At 63.1% G+C, this 18,643-nt stretch carries 17 protein-coding genes; 11 read left to right on the forward strand and 6 right to left on the reverse strand.

What is annotated here, in order from left to right:
- Positions 1-310: 310 nt before the first annotated feature.
- Positions 311-3,742 (reverse strand): type ISP restriction/modification enzyme, encoded by a 3,432-nt coding sequence (locus AB0B91_RS59490; protein WP_358341112.1) that lies wholly within the window; start codon positions 3,740-3,742, stop codon positions 311-313.
- A gap of 1,230 nt (positions 3,743-4,972) precedes the next feature.
- Between AB0B91_RS59490 and AB0B91_RS59495 the strand changes: the two genes are divergently transcribed.
- A complete protein-coding gene (locus AB0B91_RS59495) occupies positions 4,973-6,109 on the forward strand; it encodes an ImmA/IrrE family metallo-endopeptidase (protein WP_358341114.1) in 1,137 nt (378 codons plus the stop codon).
- Between the two features lie 35 nt (positions 6,110-6,144).
- Here the strand turns inward: AB0B91_RS59495 and AB0B91_RS59500 are convergent, their stop codons facing one another.
- The 4 genes from AB0B91_RS59500 to AB0B91_RS59515 form a co-directional block, all read right to left on the reverse strand.
- Positions 6,145-6,927, reverse strand: a complete 783-nt coding sequence (locus AB0B91_RS59500; protein ID WP_358341116.1) for a hypothetical protein — start codon at positions 6,925-6,927, stop codon at positions 6,145-6,147.
- A 57-nt stretch (positions 6,928-6,984) separates the two neighbouring features.
- Positions 6,985-8,124 (reverse strand): PD-(D/E)XK nuclease family protein, encoded by a 1,140-nt coding sequence (locus AB0B91_RS59505; RefSeq protein WP_358341118.1) that lies wholly within the window; start codon positions 8,122-8,124, stop codon positions 6,985-6,987.
- A gap of 862 nt (positions 8,125-8,986) precedes the next feature.
- Positions 8,987-9,460, reverse strand: coding sequence for an NUDIX domain-containing protein (locus AB0B91_RS59510; RefSeq protein WP_358341120.1), 474 nt, complete (start codon positions 9,458-9,460; stop codon positions 8,987-8,989).
- Between the two features lie 59 nt (positions 9,461-9,519).
- Entirely contained in the window at positions 9,520-9,783 is a 264-nt protein-coding gene (locus AB0B91_RS59515) for a winged helix-turn-helix domain-containing protein (protein ID WP_358341122.1), read from the reverse strand.
- Positions 9,784-10,559: 776 nt separating this feature from the next.
- Between AB0B91_RS59515 and AB0B91_RS59520 the strand changes: the two genes are divergently transcribed.
- A complete protein-coding gene (locus tag AB0B91_RS59520) occupies positions 10,560-11,774 on the forward strand; it encodes a helix-turn-helix transcriptional regulator (RefSeq protein ID WP_358341124.1) in 1,215 nt (404 codons plus the stop codon).
- Positions 11,775-11,965: 191 nt separating this feature from the next.
- On the opposite strand, the gene AB0B91_RS59525 is transcribed toward AB0B91_RS59520, so the two are convergent.
- Positions 11,966-12,349: a winged helix-turn-helix domain-containing protein gene (locus AB0B91_RS59525; protein WP_358341126.1), complete on the reverse strand. Its 384-nt coding sequence runs from the start codon at positions 12,347-12,349 to the stop codon at positions 11,966-11,968.
- A gap of 144 nt (positions 12,350-12,493) precedes the next feature.
- Between AB0B91_RS59525 and AB0B91_RS59530 the strand changes: the two genes are divergently transcribed.
- From AB0B91_RS59530 to AB0B91_RS59570, 9 genes are all read left to right on the forward strand, one after another.
- Entirely contained in the window at positions 12,494-12,826 is a 333-nt protein-coding gene (locus tag AB0B91_RS59530) for a hypothetical protein (protein ID WP_358341128.1), read from the forward strand.
- Positions 12,819-14,189 carry an FtsK/SpoIIIE domain-containing protein gene (locus tag AB0B91_RS59535; RefSeq protein WP_358341130.1) on the forward strand — a complete coding sequence of 457 codons (1,371 nt, stop codon included), beginning with the start codon at positions 12,819-12,821 and terminating at the stop codon, positions 14,187-14,189. The genes AB0B91_RS59530 and AB0B91_RS59535 overlap by 8 nt, the downstream gene beginning before the upstream one ends.
- A gap of 4 nt (positions 14,190-14,193) precedes the next feature.
- Positions 14,194-14,943, forward strand: a complete 750-nt coding sequence (locus tag AB0B91_RS59540) for a DUF2637 domain-containing protein (protein WP_358341132.1) — start codon at positions 14,194-14,196, stop codon at positions 14,941-14,943.
- Between the two features lie 13 nt (positions 14,944-14,956).
- A complete protein-coding gene (locus AB0B91_RS59545; protein ID WP_358341133.1) occupies positions 14,957-15,289 on the forward strand; it encodes a hypothetical protein in 333 nt (110 codons plus the stop codon).
- 11 nt (positions 15,290-15,300) lie between these two features.
- Positions 15,301-15,462, forward strand: coding sequence for a hypothetical protein (locus tag AB0B91_RS59550; RefSeq protein WP_358341135.1), 162 nt, complete (start codon positions 15,301-15,303; stop codon positions 15,460-15,462).
- 3 nt (positions 15,463-15,465) lie between these two features.
- Positions 15,466-15,624: a hypothetical protein gene (locus AB0B91_RS59555; RefSeq protein ID WP_358341137.1), complete on the forward strand. Its 159-nt coding sequence runs from the start codon at positions 15,466-15,468 to the stop codon at positions 15,622-15,624.
- Between the two features lie 123 nt (positions 15,625-15,747).
- Positions 15,748-17,079, forward strand: a complete 1,332-nt coding sequence (locus AB0B91_RS59560) for a replication initiator (RefSeq protein WP_358341139.1) — start codon at positions 15,748-15,750, stop codon at positions 17,077-17,079.
- Positions 17,076-17,267 (forward strand): helix-turn-helix domain-containing protein, encoded by a 192-nt coding sequence (locus AB0B91_RS59565; protein ID WP_358341141.1) that lies wholly within the window; start codon positions 17,076-17,078, stop codon positions 17,265-17,267. Before AB0B91_RS59560 ends, AB0B91_RS59565 begins: the two co-directional genes overlap by 4 nt.
- Positions 17,264-18,628: a tyrosine-type recombinase/integrase gene (locus tag AB0B91_RS59570; protein WP_358341143.1), complete on the forward strand. Its 1,365-nt coding sequence runs from the start codon at positions 17,264-17,266 to the stop codon at positions 18,626-18,628. The genes AB0B91_RS59565 and AB0B91_RS59570 overlap by 4 nt, the downstream gene beginning before the upstream one ends.
- The last annotated feature ends 15 nt before the right edge of the window (positions 18,629-18,643 follow it).

An 18,643-nucleotide genomic window follows, 5' to 3' on the forward strand; every position in this document is an offset into this window, starting at 1 on the left:
CCGCGCGTGGCACGGTGAGGGGAGCAGTACCAAAGACTCACTGGAATAAGAATCCACCTCGCCCGAGGTGGTAGCACTGGCTGTTCGTCGTTGGCGCAAGAAGTCCTTCTTACAACCAGTCCGGAGCTGGTCCCGGCGCTGACCTACTGCGAGATGACCACCGGCCCCGACGGGATTGCAGACCGGCATGCGCATGACGGTTTCCGTGGGCGTTCGGCATGTAGCGCCACCCGGTCACCTGGTTGACGCTGCGGATGCGGTGGATCCTTCGGTGACGATAGACAACGCGCGCTGATGGAGTCCATGGGAATCAACCGTTGTGGTCCCTACGAAACCCGGGGCGGTTCAGAGCCCCAAGGTAGTTTGTGTCGAGTTTGGGCCCGAGCAGCACGAGCGCTGTGAGCCGACGCGCGATGTTGGTGAACTCGCGGGCTTCGGCGGTGGTGAGGTCGCGGCCGAGGACGCGCTTCTCGCGATAGCTCAGCCACTTACGCAGCACCTGGAAGCCGCCGATCTTGAAGTCCCAGGCCGCTGCCGGGACCCCGCGCCAGCGCGCGCTATCGTTTAGATAGATGTCGAGAGTCTGCTCGCCGAGGACGTCCCGCTCTTCGTTGGTGAGCCTCTCGCCATCGGCGGCGGCCCGTTCGTGCACGTCGTACTTGCCAGCGCCCGGCATGATCGCGCGCGGCTGAACGATGCCCCAGCCAGCCCTGACAGCCAGGTCTCCCTTGCCTGGGTCCAGTTGCTTGCTATCGGTCCGCTCAATGACGGCGACTGTCCGCGCGTACGATTCAAAGGGAGTTGTAGCGACGTCGCTCAGGGGTACATCGAGGTTAAGCAGAGCGGCTATCTGCCTGCCGAAGGCTGCCGACTCGTGCAGCGCTTGCTCGGAGTCGGGCAAGGGGATGCGGGGCCAGTTGGAACGCACGGCCTCGCCGTTCTGCTCGACGTAAAGGGGCGAAAACCCGATAGCCAGCGCGTGGAGCCAAATGAGCGTCGCGCTGTCCTTGTTGGACTTTGCGTCGTCGATGCCGAGCTGCTGCAGGTAGGCCAATGCATGATCGGAGAGATTTGGTCTCCACGTTTCAGCTGGCTGCTCGGGATCGAGGTCAAACAGCGAGGCGACACCGTTGTCGGTTGCGCCTACGCCGGCCGAGAGCCAGAACGGTATGGCGTAAGCGTCGGTGAACAGGACCTTCTGGTCTACGAGGCAGTCGGAGAAGTGGAAGGTCGCGCCATCGAGCGCTCGGGGGGCGCGCCGGCGGACTAGTAGGAAGCCGGAGGCAGCCGCGGCGGCGGCGACTAGCAGTGGTCGCGAGCGGTTCCACAACTGCGTTTCGGTCTCGACGTAGGCGTAGCGCATGTCGAGCGGACGGAACTGGAAGCGCTGGATGCGTTGCTCGTCGAAGGGGCGCTTGGCTAGCAGGCGCGTTCGGACCTTCTCGGGGTCGAAACTCGCGAAGGTCCTGCTAAGCCGGGCGTCGACCTGTGCCATTGGGACGTCGGGGTCTAGGTAGGTGCGGATACGGGCGATCAAGGCGTCGCGGTCACCGTCGACCAGGGCGAACTGGCGGTTTTCGTTCAAGCCGAGCATCGGGTCCTCGGCACACAACTCGTTGATGGCTGGCCAGTTCGCGTAACCTTCGCCGGTGCGCCAGCGCAGCAGACGGAACCAGTTGGCCTGCTCCGGCGCAAGGACCTCGTAGGTAGGTCCGACATCCGGATCGGCAGTGGCGGCGGCGAGTTGCTCACGCTTGTCCTGTCCCCAGAAGTCGCGATAGCGGACCGTTGCCGGCTCATCGGTATGGTCGGCCACGCGGACAAGCGTGCTGATAGCCACGCCGCGTGTAATCCCAGGGGGGTTGAGCCGCGTGGAGAAGATGGAAGGGTCCGGATCGCCGTCCGGGGTCTTCTTACCAGTCTCGCGGCTGTCGCCGTTGAGGTGGTCGACCGTGATGCCGTCGAACTCGCCAAGCAGCCGCTCGCGCATGACGACCGAGGAAGGATCGCCGAGCCAAGAGGAGTTGGTGACGAAGCAGATGATGCCCTTGCCGGTCTGCTCGGCGATGCGGCGCTCGGCTACGCGGAAGAAGCGGATGTAAAGATCGTCCAGCTTGTTCTTGGTGACGTCCCACTTCTGGGTTAGCCCGACCTTGTACGGTTCGACGAGGCCGCGCTCTGCTCTCCCGGACACGCCCGCGAAGCCGTTGTAAGGAGGGTTTCCGAGCATGACAAGGATCGGCTGGTCGCGCTTGACGGCTTCGGCAGCGTCCCGCTCGGCCACGAACTCCGGGAACGGCAGCTGCGGATGCTCACCAACTTCGACCCAACCGGTCAGGGCGTTCGTCAGGTACACACCCGCACGCTCTCCAGTGCTTGCGTCCAGCGGCACACCTAGGCGCTGCAAAGCGAGTCCAAGCTGCAGATGCGCGATCACGAACGGTGCGGGCAGTAACTCAAAGCCGTGGATGCGCGACAGGACCGCTTGCTTGGCCTCTGCCGCGACGAGCCCGTCATCGCTCTGTTTCCTGAGCGTGGTGACGATCTTGTCGAGGACGGCGGTCAGATAGGACCCGGTGCCTGTACACGGGTCGAGCACGTGGACCCTCGGGTCGGCGAGACCGAGCGGTAGCCCGAGCCGTGCGCGCAGCGCCCGGTCGACGCCGTCGACCATGTAGCGCACGACCTCCGGAGGTGTGTACCAGACGCCGAGTTCGCGGCGGAGCTCGGGATCGTAGGCCTGTAGGAACGGTTCGTAGAAGTACTGCACGGCCTCGGCAGCTTCGAAGCGCTGGAAGAACAGCTTGCGGTCCACGCGTGCGAGGACGTCGTCGGTCCAGTCGAGCACGTCGTCTAGTCCGACCGGCAGGTTCGCGGGCGTGGCCAGTTGTTGGAAGAGCACGCGAACCATCGGCACCGGTAGCGTCCACTGGGCTTGGCGCCAGGTGAAGCGCTTGGTCGTCTGCTCCGGCTGCTGTTCGGACCAGAAGACCCATGCAGCGAAGACACCGTAGAACAGCGTCTGCACGAGCGCCGAGCGGAAGAAGTGGTCGCCCTCCTTGCCCTCAAAGCGCAGGCCTAGAGATTCCTCCAGCGCGCTGCGCAGGGTCGCGAGGGCCTGTACGTCGCCGGCGTCCTCGACGCGTTTTAGACCGGTGCGGGCATAGGCGGCCAAGAACCATGCGAGGTCGGCAGGGGCACTCAGCGGCGCGTCGCCCTGCAACGCGCGCTTGAGATAATCGACGAAGTCGACGCCGCGCGTGTTCTCGGCGTCTTGGGGGTTGAGCGCCCAGAAGGAGTCCTCGTCAGGCGCAAGGGTGAAACGTTCCCCGGTCTGAGCCTGGCCATTGGAGTCCAAGCGAAGGACGAGGAAGTCGCGGTAGGTGCAGACCAGGACTTTGCCGTAGCGTTCTAGGTAACGCCTGACCTGGGTGGAGTGCGCAACTCGAGTAACGTCCTGTGCCAGTCCCTTGACCTCCATGACACCGCGCTCGGGTGCTCGCGCAAGGAGCACGGAATCACCGGCCTCTGCAACTGCCGGGCGAGTGATGAACAGGCCACCGTCAGGCACTCCAGCGCCGCGGTTCTTGGTGGTCAGCACGCAGGTAATTGCTGGTGAGAGGGCCTTGCCGACCTCATTGAGCAGTCTTTCGAGTTGCCCATAGTAGGAGGTCTCCTCGACGGCCTCGCCGGTCGAGTAGATGGCCTGCAGGCCTTTAAGGTAAGTGCTTAGGGCGACCACCGTTGGCATCGTATTCGAAACCTGGCCCGTATGGGAGGCAATGGCAGCGGCTCACTGTCGCGGTTCTTCGCGGTGGGCCGCAACGAGCACCTGGCAGGAGACTCCGCCACAACCACCTGGATAGGTTGGTGTCAGGGCGCCAGCTGGTTTTTTGCCTTCGGAGCAAAGAGATCGCCTACACGATGGGCAGGGAACACAACGGCATCGCCAGCTTGTACTCCGGCGTGAACGAGCGCTGCTTCGGCCGATCCGATCGAGGTCTGTCACCCTTGTCCACCTCGCCATCATCGGCGAGATCCCCACGAAGGTCGGCCACGGGCAAAGTCGCTGTCTGAAAGATCCTTTTCTCGCCCTACTTGAGTCACAGAAGACTACTTCGTCCCAAGGTCTCACGAGAGTCTGGCAGAGAGGGCGGGCACAACCCTGTGCAAATACCAAGAGCCAGGACCCTTACTGGGCACGCGTGGATGGCAGCTCGGATGGGCTGGTGTGTGCAGACGTTGCCGGCAGCGCTGCTGTCACCTCAACCATGGTCACCCGGTGCCGAGTCCCGACGAAGGAGGGACTCGGCGTCGATCGCCCCAGCCAGCCAGAGGGGGTACCGAAGTCAGCGATCGTCACGGCCGCGGCAGAACACATACCTGATCCTTCGTTGGCAGCGAGGTTCTGCCCGATATGAGCAGCAGAGAGTACCTCCAGACCGACCTTCGATGATCTCCCCAAAGGTTTCCGCCGCAGAGCCACGCGCCCGTTGGGATGACCATCAAGGACACATCTCCTGGTCCAACGTCACCAAAGTAGGGCTCGGCGACCTCTACCGGGCACAGGACTGTAAGGCATGCTGGCGTTAGCACCTCCATCGGCTCAATCCATGTTGAGACGAGCAACACGGTCGAAACGGAGACGAACTCACCATGAGGGGGAAGTTATCCCGCATGTGGCATCGAGGGACTAGCAGCCATGATCCAATATAGATCATACGTTCGAAAATGTTACCGGATGGACACCGCCACCATGGCGTCTAGCTGCTAAAATGTCTGATAGTGGCACTTTTCGGGCAGAGCTAACACGTAGATCGCGAACCGCGCACTAGGCTCTCAAGATCAACGACAACTGGCGGTCTTCAATGCGACCTCAGCAAAGGGCCTACTGAGAGAGTGATCAGGCGACAGAATTGAGTCGGCAGTCGAAGGGCCGACACGGCGCAGTTGATTGCGAGGAGAGGACAACGTGCCCGAGCAGACACTACCGACCACTCCTGGCGCACGGATCGCTCTGCTGATCAAGCGCTCAAATGTCGCAGAGGGAGAGCTATCAGATATTGTAGACCTCCCTGATGGCGTTACGGTCGTCGATGTTCTAGAAGATCGCTACGCCCTCTCTCCTACCGATCTCGTTGTAGTCGCGGACCTATTGAACGTGCCAGCTACGACACTAACCGGCCAGATGCCCATCGATCGACACTTGGGCGTATCGCTACGAATAGGTTCTGCCGAAATATCGGATGTCCCTGTGGAGGCTCTCGAATATGCCGATATCCTCCTGCAGCACCAAGCCGTTTTGGATTCATGGCTAGGAGAGATAAGCAATCTTCTACACGAAGTACCTATGAGCACAGACAGGTATTTCGTGCAAGCGGGAAGAAGGAGCGCCGAGCGCGTTCGCGATGCACTAAGCCTGGACTACGCCCCTATTCCGGATCTTTTGGGGCTAGTTGAGAGCCTGGGATTCCCTATTGTGTTTCGTCAATTGCCGCAACATATTCACGGTTTGAATATTCGAGACGAACGCGAAGGTAGGCCATCTCGTATAATTGTCGTGTCAACACGCGGACCTTGGACTATGCAGCGATACACAATCGCCCACGAGTTGTGTCACGCATTATATGATGACAAAGATCAGGTCATTGTAGATAGAGTAGATCTTCCGGACGTACTTCCAGAGCTACGGGCTGAGCGTTTTGCCAGACACCTGCTACTACCAGCCGATGGGCTCCGTCAAGATGTGAAGGCGTTGCGTGGCGCTGGTACGGACTGGGCGTTGGTCACGGCACGTCTTATGCTGCGTTGGGGAGTTAGTAGAAAGACTCTACTTCGCGCTCTAGTGGATGATGGTCTTGCAACACAAGCTGACCTACAGGGAGCTAAGGATATCCAGCTGTCTGAGCTTATGCAGTCAGCCGGGATCCGCGATCAGTGGAACGACTTGCTCGAAGGACAGTGCGACGAGTCGGGATCAAGTCTGCTGATGCATCGAGCCCTTGAAGCATTTTCCAGAGGATGGATTAGTGTACGAGTTGTGGCTGAAATCCTCGGACAAACTCAGGCTGAGACCGAGCTAGAGCTTACGGCTCAAGGATGGCTTTAATCCGCGAGACAGAATCGATCTATTCTCTGCTTTTGTTAGCCTAGTCCGTCACAGGCGCCGCAACCGTCGCCGCTCTGCTGGCACTCGAAGGCATCAGAGTTACGCTGGCGGGAATGGAAAGGCGGGGCCGAGACGTTCAAGGAGATCTGAAACTGAGCGAACCAGTCTGTTGACTTGACAGTTCGATCAGAGCAAGAGAGTTCGGCGAGAATGTCACCTAAATGGCGGCTGGGCAGCCCGTAGTTGCTTGCCACAACGCTTGCGCCACCGTCGTTGGTCAGCAGGATATGAGGACGGCCATCACGGGCCATCTGTCTTACCGCCAAGACGATGATCTGCGCCTCTCCACCATGTTTCTTAAGCGGGTCCGCGGAGAGCGCCCGGAGTCGTTCGGCGACTTGATCGAGCATAAGAAGGTCGTCGTGCTTCAGAGAAACAACCGGAAGAGAAGCATCGTCTAGCAATAGCTTGCGGTAGACGAGTCTTGCAGCCATAACCCTGGTGTGGTCGTCCGGAGAGGCATCAGTGCCCGAGCGCATATCGGAGTGGCTCCTTACCTCCCTCACCACGCCTTCAGCCACACGCACTCTGTTCCCGTACCGCTCGCGGAACCGGGTTGGTAGTTCCTCCTGCGTCCCTAGTCCTAGCAGGACACCCGTGTCTGGCCACACATAAGCGTCCTGCCAGCCGCGTTGGGGAATCTGGCTGGCAACCTGGAATGAAGACCTAGCCGGCGGCATCGACGCGGCAGGGATGGCAGCCCGGCGCTTCGGCATCATGGATGGGGTCGGCTGCAGCGCGCCCTGCCCTTCACCCATGTGCCGCCTCCTCATCCGTGATCGCGCCGATCACTCCAACGTTAGCCGGGTCAGACATCAGAAGGGGGCGTGTTCACTTGCCGGATCTTCACGACCAGCATGGTTCCCCTCCGCCTTCGGCGTCTCCTTCCAGACGTCACGATCGGGGCACCATTGAGCGACAGGACACCATGAGCACTGCGGGCCCGGGCGGGTCTCCCAAACGTTATCCCGGTGCCACTCAGAAGCGGCACGACGGACGTCGCCCGCAGCGACGGCAGAAATTATCGGGTCACCCGACCCCCATGTCCAATTGTAGGAGTTATCGGGAGTTAGAATTTCCAGCTCGACCTTACTATTTTGCGCGTTAAACCTCTCGGCCAATCCCGCCAAAAGCATCGTCAGCATAAACGGCACTTGGAAATACCGATCATAGGCTGCATTCTTCTCGACAAGGTCGATGCGCGCAGTAGTCTTCACTTCTCTTGCGACAAGAGTATCCCCGATGCGGTAAATTAGATCCGGCTTGCTAACAACTGTTACATCTGCCAAATGATCGAATCCATATATATTCTGATCGACGATCAATGCCGTCGAGCCGTCATTCGCTAGAGGGCAATTATCTATGTGATGGCATAGGAATGGATATGCCGCTGCGTATTCCTCTGAACTGAGCACGCCTGCGGCCAAGCCAATGTTATCGCTCCCCGGCTCATGGAGATCCGCAACCGTGCACGGAATCGAACGGGCGTGAGCAACCGCCAACCATCGATGAACCGCCTTCCCGCGCATAATTCCTTCGCCATCATCCTGATCCTTCGGCAGATGTAGTTCGGAGTCCAGGAGCCATTGCGCAGGGCAGTGTGAGTACTGTTCAAGTTCGCGAGGCGAAACTGAGCGAGACTTATATCCTCGTTCGGATTGCCCCAACATGCCGTTCACCGGAATTAGCTCCTGGCAGGAGCCTGCAGCTTTGCAATCACCACACGAATGGCACGGCGTAGCATCGTAAGAATTCATGAGTACGCGCGCCCGGTCTATTCCCGTGGTTTCAAAACTTTCTATCGCTTGTTGGGGGGCTGTTTCGGTCAAGACGGATATGCTTCCATCGACCAAGCCGATCTCGACAACTCGGACCAGTGTCGCAGGAATTCCGCCTCTATATTTTGCTGCCACATATGCGGCAGCCATAGCCCACTGTTCGCCGTCATCGTCCATCTCCTCATGGGCTATGCCTAGGCGAAAGCGTCGGATCTCACGAACACCTTGAGGCGTTTCGTATAGAGGGGCCCACGCCCACATATATTTGCCTTGCGTTCCATACTGCGGTCTCCATGCAAGGAGTCGAAGAGGGCCTATGCCGGACTCTATTAGTTCGTGGGCCTCGAGAACGTTTTCAATTGCATTTTCGATATATGGCCAAAGCAGCCTGTTTATATGGAGCCCTTCTAGACGCCCTTTGAGCCATACACCAAAGGCGAGTGTGGAAGGAAGCTCGGAACGACGATGGGCTTCAAACGCTAGTTCGATAACATCATTGAGCGGGAAAGGACTCCGGCCGGGGGGCCAGGACCTCTCCCACCCCTCAACGCTCCGGATCTTGGTGCGGACCTTAAGCGCCAAGAAACGCCCACAACTGGACTTACTGGCAAAATCCGATGCACTGATCTTGATGAAACGGGGGTCGCCCGTGACATTCGTAAGTGGTTCCCAGGTCAACGGCCTCTCCGCTCGACGGGTTGGCGAAATGCACTCGATATGCCGATCTCAGGGGCCCCGTGCGTAAGTCTATGCTTCCACACCACCTGGGCTGTGGCAGCAGCATCATCCGTCGCATAAGCGCGAGCTAGGTGTGATCTACAGTGCGCATGAGGTGCACGCCGACCACGACCGGCCGAAGAGCCGCAGCGTGGTCGGCGATCACCTGATGCGCGGCGGGTCGCCGAAGGCGGCACGCGCCTTGAAACCGTAGAGAAAAGTCTCATCCGGCTAATCAATCATGCCTCTGAGCTTTGGTTATGCAGTCTGCTGACCTGCTGCTCCGTCGCGGTTGATGCTTGACACCGTTGCCGTGGTTACTTCAGCCGATGTGCGGGCTGCCGCCTTGGAGATAGTGGCTGATCCTCAGTCGCATAGACCGATGCATGCCGTAGTCATCAAGCTCGTCCCGGGGCACCCAGCGCACTTCCCGAGATTCCGTACTCGGAGTCGGCCGGCCGCTGACCGCCTGCGCCGTGAGGACGATGGAAAACTCCTGCCGGACCTCGTCGTTGCTGGTGTAGTGGATGACGTGCCGAGGATCGCTGTAGGTGCCGACGAGTCCGGTGATCTCGCAAGTGATCCCAGTCTCTTCGAGAGTCTCCCGAATGGCCGCCTGGGGGATCGACTCGCCGAGGTCGATAGCTCCGCCGGGCACAGCCCAGTTGTCGTTGTCGGAGCGTCGGATCAGCAGCACCTCGCCGGCGTCGTTAGTAACCACGACGTTCACGGACGGGACGAGGCTGTTAGGGGCAGGCGCGTTCGGATCGTTGAAGTAGTCGATCCGCTGGCTCACGTCCCAGGAGCCTACTCCGCTGGGGGCTTGTCTCTAGGCTCGTCGGCGTCGTTGTTTCTTCACGCCTCGCTGTCGGCGTTGACGAAGCTGCCCAGGTTGGGGACGGTGTAGATCTTGTCTGCGGCTCTGAGGCGTTCCATGGCCTTGCGTATGGTGGGGCGGGAGACTCCGAACTCTTCCATGAGCTTGACCTCGGAGATCTTGAACTTGGGTCCCCATTCACCGGTGTCGATCCGCTCCAGGAGGACTTCGAGGATCTGTTCCCAGCGGGAACGGTCCTCGTCGAACTCCCAGGTGCGCGTGTGCTCGACATATCTGGCCACGGTATGAGAGTAGGAGGGCGTTTCACGGCCCTTCACACCGGATCGTGAAGCTCCATGGAGTTTCACGGAGTAGACAGGGGCTTACAGGATTGCTAGCTTTGAGGTGTGGCGTTGGTGAGCGAAGGTCCAGAGCCCCTCCGGGTGGGGCTCCGCTTGTGCGCTCCGGCTGGCCGCCCCTGTGAGGGCGCACCATGCGGTTCGAGCTGGTTGCTCGCTCACCAACGCCCGTTCATCGACCGTGCTCTTCGGGCATCGCCAGCCCGACATGGGCACTCGTGCGCTATGAGGGACGGTGAGCCTGTGGCTGCGTTCGGCGATTTTCACAGTGTGCATCCCACCTCGCCTCGGCCGGACGCCACATCGGTGGCATGGTCACCCGTCGAGCGGCGTACGGATCGTGTCCGCGTCCGAGCTCACACCTGCGAGTGCCTGCCTCTGGTCTTCGAGCAGTGCAGGGCCGGCGGACTGGGATTCATACGACGGCATGACCGGTCCGCCTCCCCGTGGATCGTCGTCGATAGTCCATGGATGAAGGTCGGTGATGCGGAAGCGCTGTGGCAGCGCATCATGCGCGGCGAAGCGAGGTGACGACACACCGAACCCATAGCTCGCACACTTAGCGTCACGATTCGCAACTGATCTGTGACGGCTGTTTCCGCAGGTCGAAGCCCGACCTGCGGTTTCGCATGCCCGCCGACTGGCAGTTTTTCTGCCAGTGACGCAGGTCCTCCGCCTTATCGTCGAAGCAGGCGACGACGAGAAGGAGGGGCGGCGACGTGGCAACAGAGTACGTGACGCAGGGCCAGCGGATCGCGCGGGCTCGTCACCGCAAGGGATGGGATCAAGCGACCCTCGCCGAGAAGGTCGGCAGGTCCGTCTCCTGGCTGTCCAAGGTGGAGAACGGACGGATGCCGCTGGACCGGATGAGCGTCGTCGGTCAGCTCGCCGAGGTGCTCGGGGTAGAGGTCGCCGAGCTGACCGGTCAGCCGTACCAGCACGAGACGGCGGAACTCGACTCCGGGCACGCCGCGGTTCCCGGGCTGCGGCTCGCGCTTCAGCAAGCCTCCCTGCCCAGCGGGGTGGGGCTGCCGGCCCCGGGGGAACCGCGGACGCTTCAGGAACTGGAGGCTAATGTTCGGCTCGCCGAGCAGCTTCGCCAGGACGCCAAGTTCACCGCCCTGGGCGAGGTGTTGCCCAGGATTCTTACCGACCTGATCGCGATCACGAGCGGCTCGTCGGTCGATCGCGATCGAGCCGAGGCGCTGATGCTGCGGGCCTGCCATATGGCACGGGTGTCGTCCAACCTGCTGGGTCATCATGACCTGGGCTGGACCGCTGTACAGCGGGAACTCGTCGCCGCGCAACGGGTCGGCTCGCCGGATCTGATCGCGGCGGCAAGCTGGGATCTGTGCGGGGTGTGGCTGCACGAAGCGCAGCTCGATCCAGCCAAGGGGGCAGCGCTGTCGGCGCTCGATCAGATCGAACCGCATGTAGGTGCGGACGACACGATCAAGGCGATGTGGGGTGCGCTGCATCTGCGGGCCGCTGTGGCGTACTCCCGGCTGTGGGATCAGAGAGAGGCGGAAAGCCACCTTGAGGAGGCTCGCCGCGTCGCCGAAGTCCTCCCGCGGGACGGCAACGTCTTTCAGACCCAGTTCAACCGGGTCAACACCACCATCCACGCCGTCGAGGTCAGCATGGAGCTGGGCCGGCCTCGCGATGTCATCTCCCGGGCCGAACACGTCGAGATCGCCGAAATCGCCTCGTCGGAGCGGCAGGCGCACTACTGGACGTGCACCGCAGCGGGCTACCACATGAACAGGAAGGAGAACGAAGCGGCGGACGCCCTGCTCCGGGCCGACCGCATAGCACCTCAGCATGTCCGTAACCGTCCGTTGGTCCGCAACATCGTGCGTGACCTTCGTGACAGCGAGCGACTGCATCGGCAGCGCGAGGTGCTCAACCTCGCCAAGGTGATGCGGCTGCTCTGATCCCAACAACGGTGGGCCTATCCGCGCATTGGCTCCCCACCCGTCAGGTAACCCGGGGACGCTTCGGCGTCCTACCTACACGAATGGGGCAGTACTCGTGGGTCTCAGTGAGATCGAACGACAGATCTTGCTACGCGAGCTGGCAGAGATCACGGTTGAGCTGGCCGATCTCCAGCACCGTACGGCGAGGATCACTTCTCGGCTTGATCAGGACGAGTCCGAGCGTCTAGCTCGTCCAGCCTGACCGTCAGCTTCTGCATGTGCTGGCGGATCTCGCCTAGTTGCTCGGAGATGATGCGGAACTCTTCGCTGTGCTCGCCTGGGGCGGGGGCGGCCTCGACGTCGTCAGGGGTGCGGGTGACGAAGCTGCCCGACCCCTGGCGGGTTTCGATCAGTCCTTCGTCCCGAAGCACAGCCAGCGCGTTGCCGATGGTCATCATGGCCACGCCGTACTGTTCGGACAGCTCGCGCGCTACGGGGAGCTGCTCCCCAACGGCATACCGGCCTGATGCGATGTCGCGCCGGATGTCCTCGGCAATCCTCAGGTACGGCCGGCGCCGGTCAGTGGCTGCCATGACTCAACAGTAGCGGTTCTAGATGCCTAGGTCTCTGGGCAACCTGTAAGGAATTTCGAAGCAACTTAGCTATCTCGGTTTACAGCGCTAGATATCTAGGTATCTTTATATCTAGAACGTCACCTCAGAAGGAGACCAGCTCTCATGCGCACAATCCCCATCCCTGTCGACACCAGCAAGCTCGTGATCACCTGCGTGAAGGCGCCTAAGCCGCGCCTGCTCAACAAGGACACCGGCGAGATCAAGACCGACAAGAACGGCAACACCGTCTTCGAGGTCACCGTCTCCGTGGAGGACGAGTTCGGCCGGATCGAACTCGTCAAGATCGGCACCTCAGGAGAGCCTCCGATCAGCGCCGGTCAGCAGATCAACCCCACGGGCCTGATCGGCTACGTGTGGGAGATCTCCGGCCGATGGGGGATCTCCTACCGCGCCGCCGCGCTCCTACCGGCCGCGGGGGAGCCGCTCAGTGTCTGACACTCGCCTCCTACTGCTCGGAGTCCTGGCCGCTGCGGCGGCCGGGCTCTGGGCCTGGCGCCGCTGGCACTACCCGTCGTTCTGGCTCGTGGCCGCCTTCCCGCTGACCGCGATCAGCGTACGGGCGAGCTGGCGCAAGGTCGCCCTCGGCTGCAACCTCACCAAGAAACGGCAGCGCTTCTGGTTCACCACCGTCCCCGGCCTGGTCGCCTCGACCGGCGTCGTCCGTGTCAGGCGCAAGTGGCAGCGCATCGCCGTGGACACCAAGCCGTTCATGTGGCTGCCCAAGCCCACCCGCTACGGCTGGCGCGTCACCCTGCACACCCTGGAGGGCCAGATCCCCGCCGACTATGCCGATGCCGCCGAACGACTTGCCCACTCCTGGGGCGTGCACGCGATACGTGTCTCGTCCCCTCGTCCCGGACGGGTCGTCCTGTCCGCCACCGTCCGCGATCCACTCGTCCGGGTCGAGACCCTGCCCACCTCGCCCGACCTCCTCAAGGTCATCGTGGGCCGTCTGGAGACCGGCGGGCCGTGGATCATCGACTTCAAGACCGTCCCGCACTACATCAACGCCGGAGCGACACAGTCCGGCAAGTCCAACCTCGCCAACGCCCTCGTACAAGGGCTGGCCCCGCAACCGGTCGCCCTGGTCGGCTTCGACCTCAAGGGCGGCGTGGAATTCACCCCGTACAGCCCTCGCCTGTCGGCGTTGAGCACCACACGCGCCGAATGCGTCGCCTTGCTGGATGACCTCGTCACGCTGATGACCAACCGCATGGCCCAGTGCCGAGAGGCCGGCGCTCGCAACATCTGGCAACTGCCGGATGCCCAGCGGCCCGTGCCCGTCGTCGTCTTGGTCGACGAGCTGGCCGAGCTGTACCTGATGGCCGACAAGAGCGAGAAAGACGAGATTGCCAAGACCTCGACAGCGCTCCTGCGGGTCGCCCAGCTTGGACGAGCCTTCGGCATCTACCTGTTCTGCTGCGGCCAACGGATCGGCTCCGACCTCGGCCCCGGAGTCACAGCGCTACGCGCCCAGTGCTCGGGACGGATCTGCCACCGAGTGAACGATCCCGAGACCGCCACCATGACCCTCGGTGATCTCGACCCCGCCGCTCTCGCTTCGGCACGCGCCATCCCCGCCGAGACACCGGGCGTCGCCATCGTCGCCTCCCAGGACGGCCAGTGGTACCGCGCCCGCTCCTTCTACGTCAGTGAACAAGCCGCCGAACTCGCCGCCACCACCTACGCCGACCGCTCACCGGCCTGGGCGGACGTCCTCTCCGGCCACAACGCGCAGATGAGCGACGCCGACTTCGCCGAGTTCCTCGACTCCATCCCGGACCCGAGAAAGGCCTGAACCGATGCGACGCCTGGCCCGCTGGCTGCTCGACACCGGCCCCGTCCTCGTCCTGGCCCTCATCGCCGGAGCTGGGTCCTTCACCCACATCCGCGACACCGCCAGCGACCACGGACAGTCCGGCTGGATGGCCTGGGCCGTCGCCGTCTGCATCGACCTCACCTGCGTCATGGCCGCCCGCGAACGCCAACGCGACAAGAAGACCGGCCGCCAACGGCACGGCCTGATCTCCTGGCCCGTCCTCGTCCTGACCGGCGGCATCGTCCTTTCCCTGGCCGCCAACCTCCAACAAGCCGACCCAACCGTCTGGGGCTGGATCACCGCCGCCACCCCGGCCGCCGCCTTCCTCGTCGCCGTCTCCATGCTCGAACGTCGGGCATCCGGCCTCCGTCCCACCCCGTCCCCGGACGTCTCCGAGACGTCCCCGGCAGACGTCTCACTGTCCCGTCCGCGTCCCGACGAATCCTCTGCCGTCCCGCCAATTGATCGTCCCGCTCTCGTCCCCGCCCAGGACGCCCAGGACGCCCAGGACGCCCAGGACGCCCAGGACGCCCAGGACGGCCAGGACGGCCAGGACGGACAGCCAGGACCGTCCCCGGCGCTGGTCGACTACGCCCGCCGCGTGGCCGACGAACACCACACCAGGCACGGCAAGCCCATCACCCGCGACGTTCTCCGCGCCCGCCTCGGCGTGTCCAACCAGCTCGCCTCCGACTTGCTCCGCACCATGCGGACCGTCCCGGAAAGCACCTGAAAGGCGCACCACCATGAACAACGACCGAGACGCCCTCATCGCCGGACTCATCGCCCTGGCGGGATTCCTCAAAGCCCACGCGCATGTACCGGTTTCGGCGGCGCCCGTGACCGTCCGCGCCTTCCCCGCCAACGGCCCCGACGACCAGATGCGTGCCGAGGTCGACAAGGTCGCCGGCCTGCTCGGCACCGAGATCGACCCCGCTCACCTGCCACACGGCCACTACATGACCGGCATTGACTTCGGACCGGTCCGCTACGAGTTCACCGCCATCCTCGCCGCCGCCCGTGCCCGCCACGCCGCCGAAGACAGTTACCGCGGCTGCATCACACCCGACAACACCTAGGAGGTCCCACCATGCGTATCCGCCTCGAAGGCAACCGCGCCGAACTCACCCTCGGCATGATCCACCTACGCCAGATCTTCACCGTCACCGCGATGTCGCAGGCCTTCCCCGACCGGGCCCGACCCCGCAACTACCGGCTCTATGTCACGATCACGCCGCGCAAGGGCCGCTGACCCATGACCTCCGAAGAGTCCTGGGCCGACTGGCCCGCCATCCTCGCCGCCGTCCCGCTTGCTCATTGCCGCTGCTGCACCTGCAACGGCATGGGCCTCGACGCAGACAGCCAGACCTGCCGCGACTGCGACGGCACCGGCATCGACAACCACGGCGCATAGCCGAGATCCCCTCACCTGGCCACACAACCGCCAAGTTCCGCGCCAGGTGAGGGGCCATCCCACCACAGATCACATCCGGATAGGACGGATCCCATCTTGCATCACCCACACGCAATAGCCGGGATGATCGCCCGACTCCACGACCCGAACTACAACCGCTGGGCCTGCCAGATCAAGCGCGCTGGCGGCTGCCGCCAGCCCATCCACCTGCGCGGCAAGGTCGAGCACTACGACCAGGCCACCGGCCAACTTCTCCACCGTTACAGCACAATCAGGGAGCCAGACGGCATCCTGCGCGTGCCATGCAAGACCCGGCGTGCCTCCCGCTGCCCGGCCTGTGCCGAGGTCTACCGCGCCGACACTTACCAGCTCGTCCGCGCTGGACTGGTGGGCGGCAAGGGCGTGCCCGAGACGGTCAGCGCCCATCCGTGTCTGTTCGTCACTCTGACCGCACCCTCGTTTGGAGCTGTACACGTTCGGCGGGAGAAGAACGGCAAGGTCCTGCCCTGCCACGCCCGCCGCGACGCGAAGACGTGCCCGCACGGGCAGGTCGTGTCCTGCACTGACCGGCACAGCGCCGACGATCCACGGCTGGGGGAGCCGCTGTGCCCCGACTGCTACGACTACGAGGGCTCGGTCTTGTTCAACGCCATCAGCCCGGAGCTTTGGCGGCGGTTCACCGAGGCCCTTCGCCGGCGCTTCGCCAAACTCTCCGGCCTCACCCTCAAGGCCCTGCGTGAGCAGGCCACGATCTCCTTCGCCAAGGTCGCCGAGTACCAGCGGCGCGGCGTCGTCCACTTTCACGCCGTGATCCGCCTCGACGGACCGGACGGCCCTACCTCACCGCCTCCTTCCTGGGCGACTGCCGACGCCCTGGCCCAAGCCGTTCACCACGCGGCGGCCGTGGTGACTGCAGAGGTCAAGCCGCTGAGCCGTACCTTTCGGTGGGGCACGCAGCTCGACGTTCGCCGCATCACCATGGACGGTGAGCTGACCGAGCAAGCTGTAGCGGCGTATATCGCTAAGTACGCGACCAAGGCCGCCGAGTGCGTCGGCACCCTAGACCGCCGCATCCAACCTCTCGACGACCTGGCGAGGCTGCCGATTCGTGAACATGCTCGGCGCCTGATCGCCGAGTGCATGCGCCTGGGTGCCCTCGACGCCCTGACCGATCTCCGGCTGATCCAGTGGGCCCACATGCTGGGCTTCCGGGGCCACTTCTCCACCAAGAGCCGTCGCTACTCCACCACCCTCGGCGCCCTGCGCGCCGCCCGCGAAGAACACATGCGCGCAGAGGAGATCACCACCGACCGCTTGCCACTGTTCGACGAGGACACCGTCCTCGTCGTCGCCCACTGGCAGTACGCCGGTCAGGGGCTCTCTATCGGAGAACAGCTCCTCGCGGCGGCGCTCACAGGCACTCGTCTCTCAGGGGCAGGCGGTGATCATCGATGAGCAGGAAAGACGAACTGCTGACCGTTCCGCAGGTCCTCTCCGAACTGGGCGGAGTCTCACGCCGCACCTTTTACCGCTGGCGCGAGCTCGGCCGTGCGCCGGTCTGCGTCCAGTTGCCAAACCTCGAACTCCGCGTCTGGCGGAGCGACTTCATGGCCTGGCTCGACTCGCGACGGGAGGCAGCATGAACACCACCTACTACGTGCAGCTCGGCCAGATCCAACAGCGTTCCAACCGCGGCACGCCCGCCTACATCGCCCGCTGGCGAGTGGCAGGCAAGGACAAGTCCAAGACCTTTCGGACTAAAGGACTGGCCAACTCCTTCATATCCGACCTGCGCCAGGCGACCAAGATGGGGGAGGAGTTCGACATTGCCACTGGCCTGCCGGTGTCGATGCTCGCGCGTGAGTCCTCCGGACCGTCGTTCCTAGAGTTTGCCCAGGCGTACGTGCTCCGGCGTTGGAACACCTCGGCGGCCCGGACCCGCGAAACGGACGCGTACGCGCTCCTGACATTGGTGCCTGCCTTGGTGGCGGACGCCCCCCGCCGTCCCACCACGGAGGACCTGCGCGAGATCCTCAAGATTCACGTTCTTCTTCCAGAGCGTAGGCGTGCCGACCTGACGACGAGCCAAGCTGCGGCGTTGAGCTGGTTGGAGAGGGCGTCCCTTCCGCTTTCGGTACTTGGCGAGGCCCATGTCCTTCGTACGGCTCTTGACGCCATCTCGGTCACCTTCGCCGGTGTTCCGGCGGGCGCGAACACGATACGGCGTAAGCGCGCCGTCCTCCATCACCTGCTGGAGCACGCGGTAGAGCAGAAGGTGTTCAGCAGCAACCCGCTGGACGAGATCAAATGGACGGTGCCAAGGGCTGTCACGGTCGTCGATCCGCGCACGGTGGTCAATCCGGCCCAGGCGCGGCAACTCCTCGACGCCGTGCCCAAGGTGGGTCGCAAGCGCGGTCCCCGGCTCAAGGCGCTGTTCGCCTGCATCTACTACGCCGCGCTCCGGCCGGAGGAGGCGGCGGACCTGCGGCTGAGGAACTGCACCTTGCCTGAGACGGGCTGGGGCCTGATCGTCCTGGAAAAGGCGCGGCCCCAGGCAACGAAGCGCTGGACCAACTCCGGCGAGACCCACGAGTCGCGCAGCCTGAAGCACCGCGCGGACAAAGAGACACGAGAGATCCCGATCCCACCCGTCCTGGTCGCCATGCTCCGCGAGCACATCGCAGAGTTCGGGACGGCCAAGGACGGCAGAATCTTTAGCACAGGCACCGGTGGCAGCTACTCCAGCTCGGCGCACTCCTACGTCTGGCAGGAAGCCCGCAAGCTCGCCCTCACCCCAGCGCAGGTCGTCTCATCGCTGGCTGCTCGACCCTACGACCTCCGCCACGCGGCGGTCTCGCTCTGGCTGAACGTGGGGGTCCCGGCTCCCGAGGTCGCCAAGCGGGCCGGTCACAGCGTTGACGTTCTGTTGCGGGTCTACGCCAAGTGCATCGACGGCCAGCAAGAGCAGGTCAACAGCAAAATCAACAACGCCTTGGACCTATAGCCCACATTTACCCAT

This window comes from Nonomuraea sp. NPDC049141 (assembly GCF_040648415.1).
Classification (GTDB): Bacteria; Actinomycetota; Actinomycetes; order Streptosporangiales; family Streptosporangiaceae; genus Nonomuraea.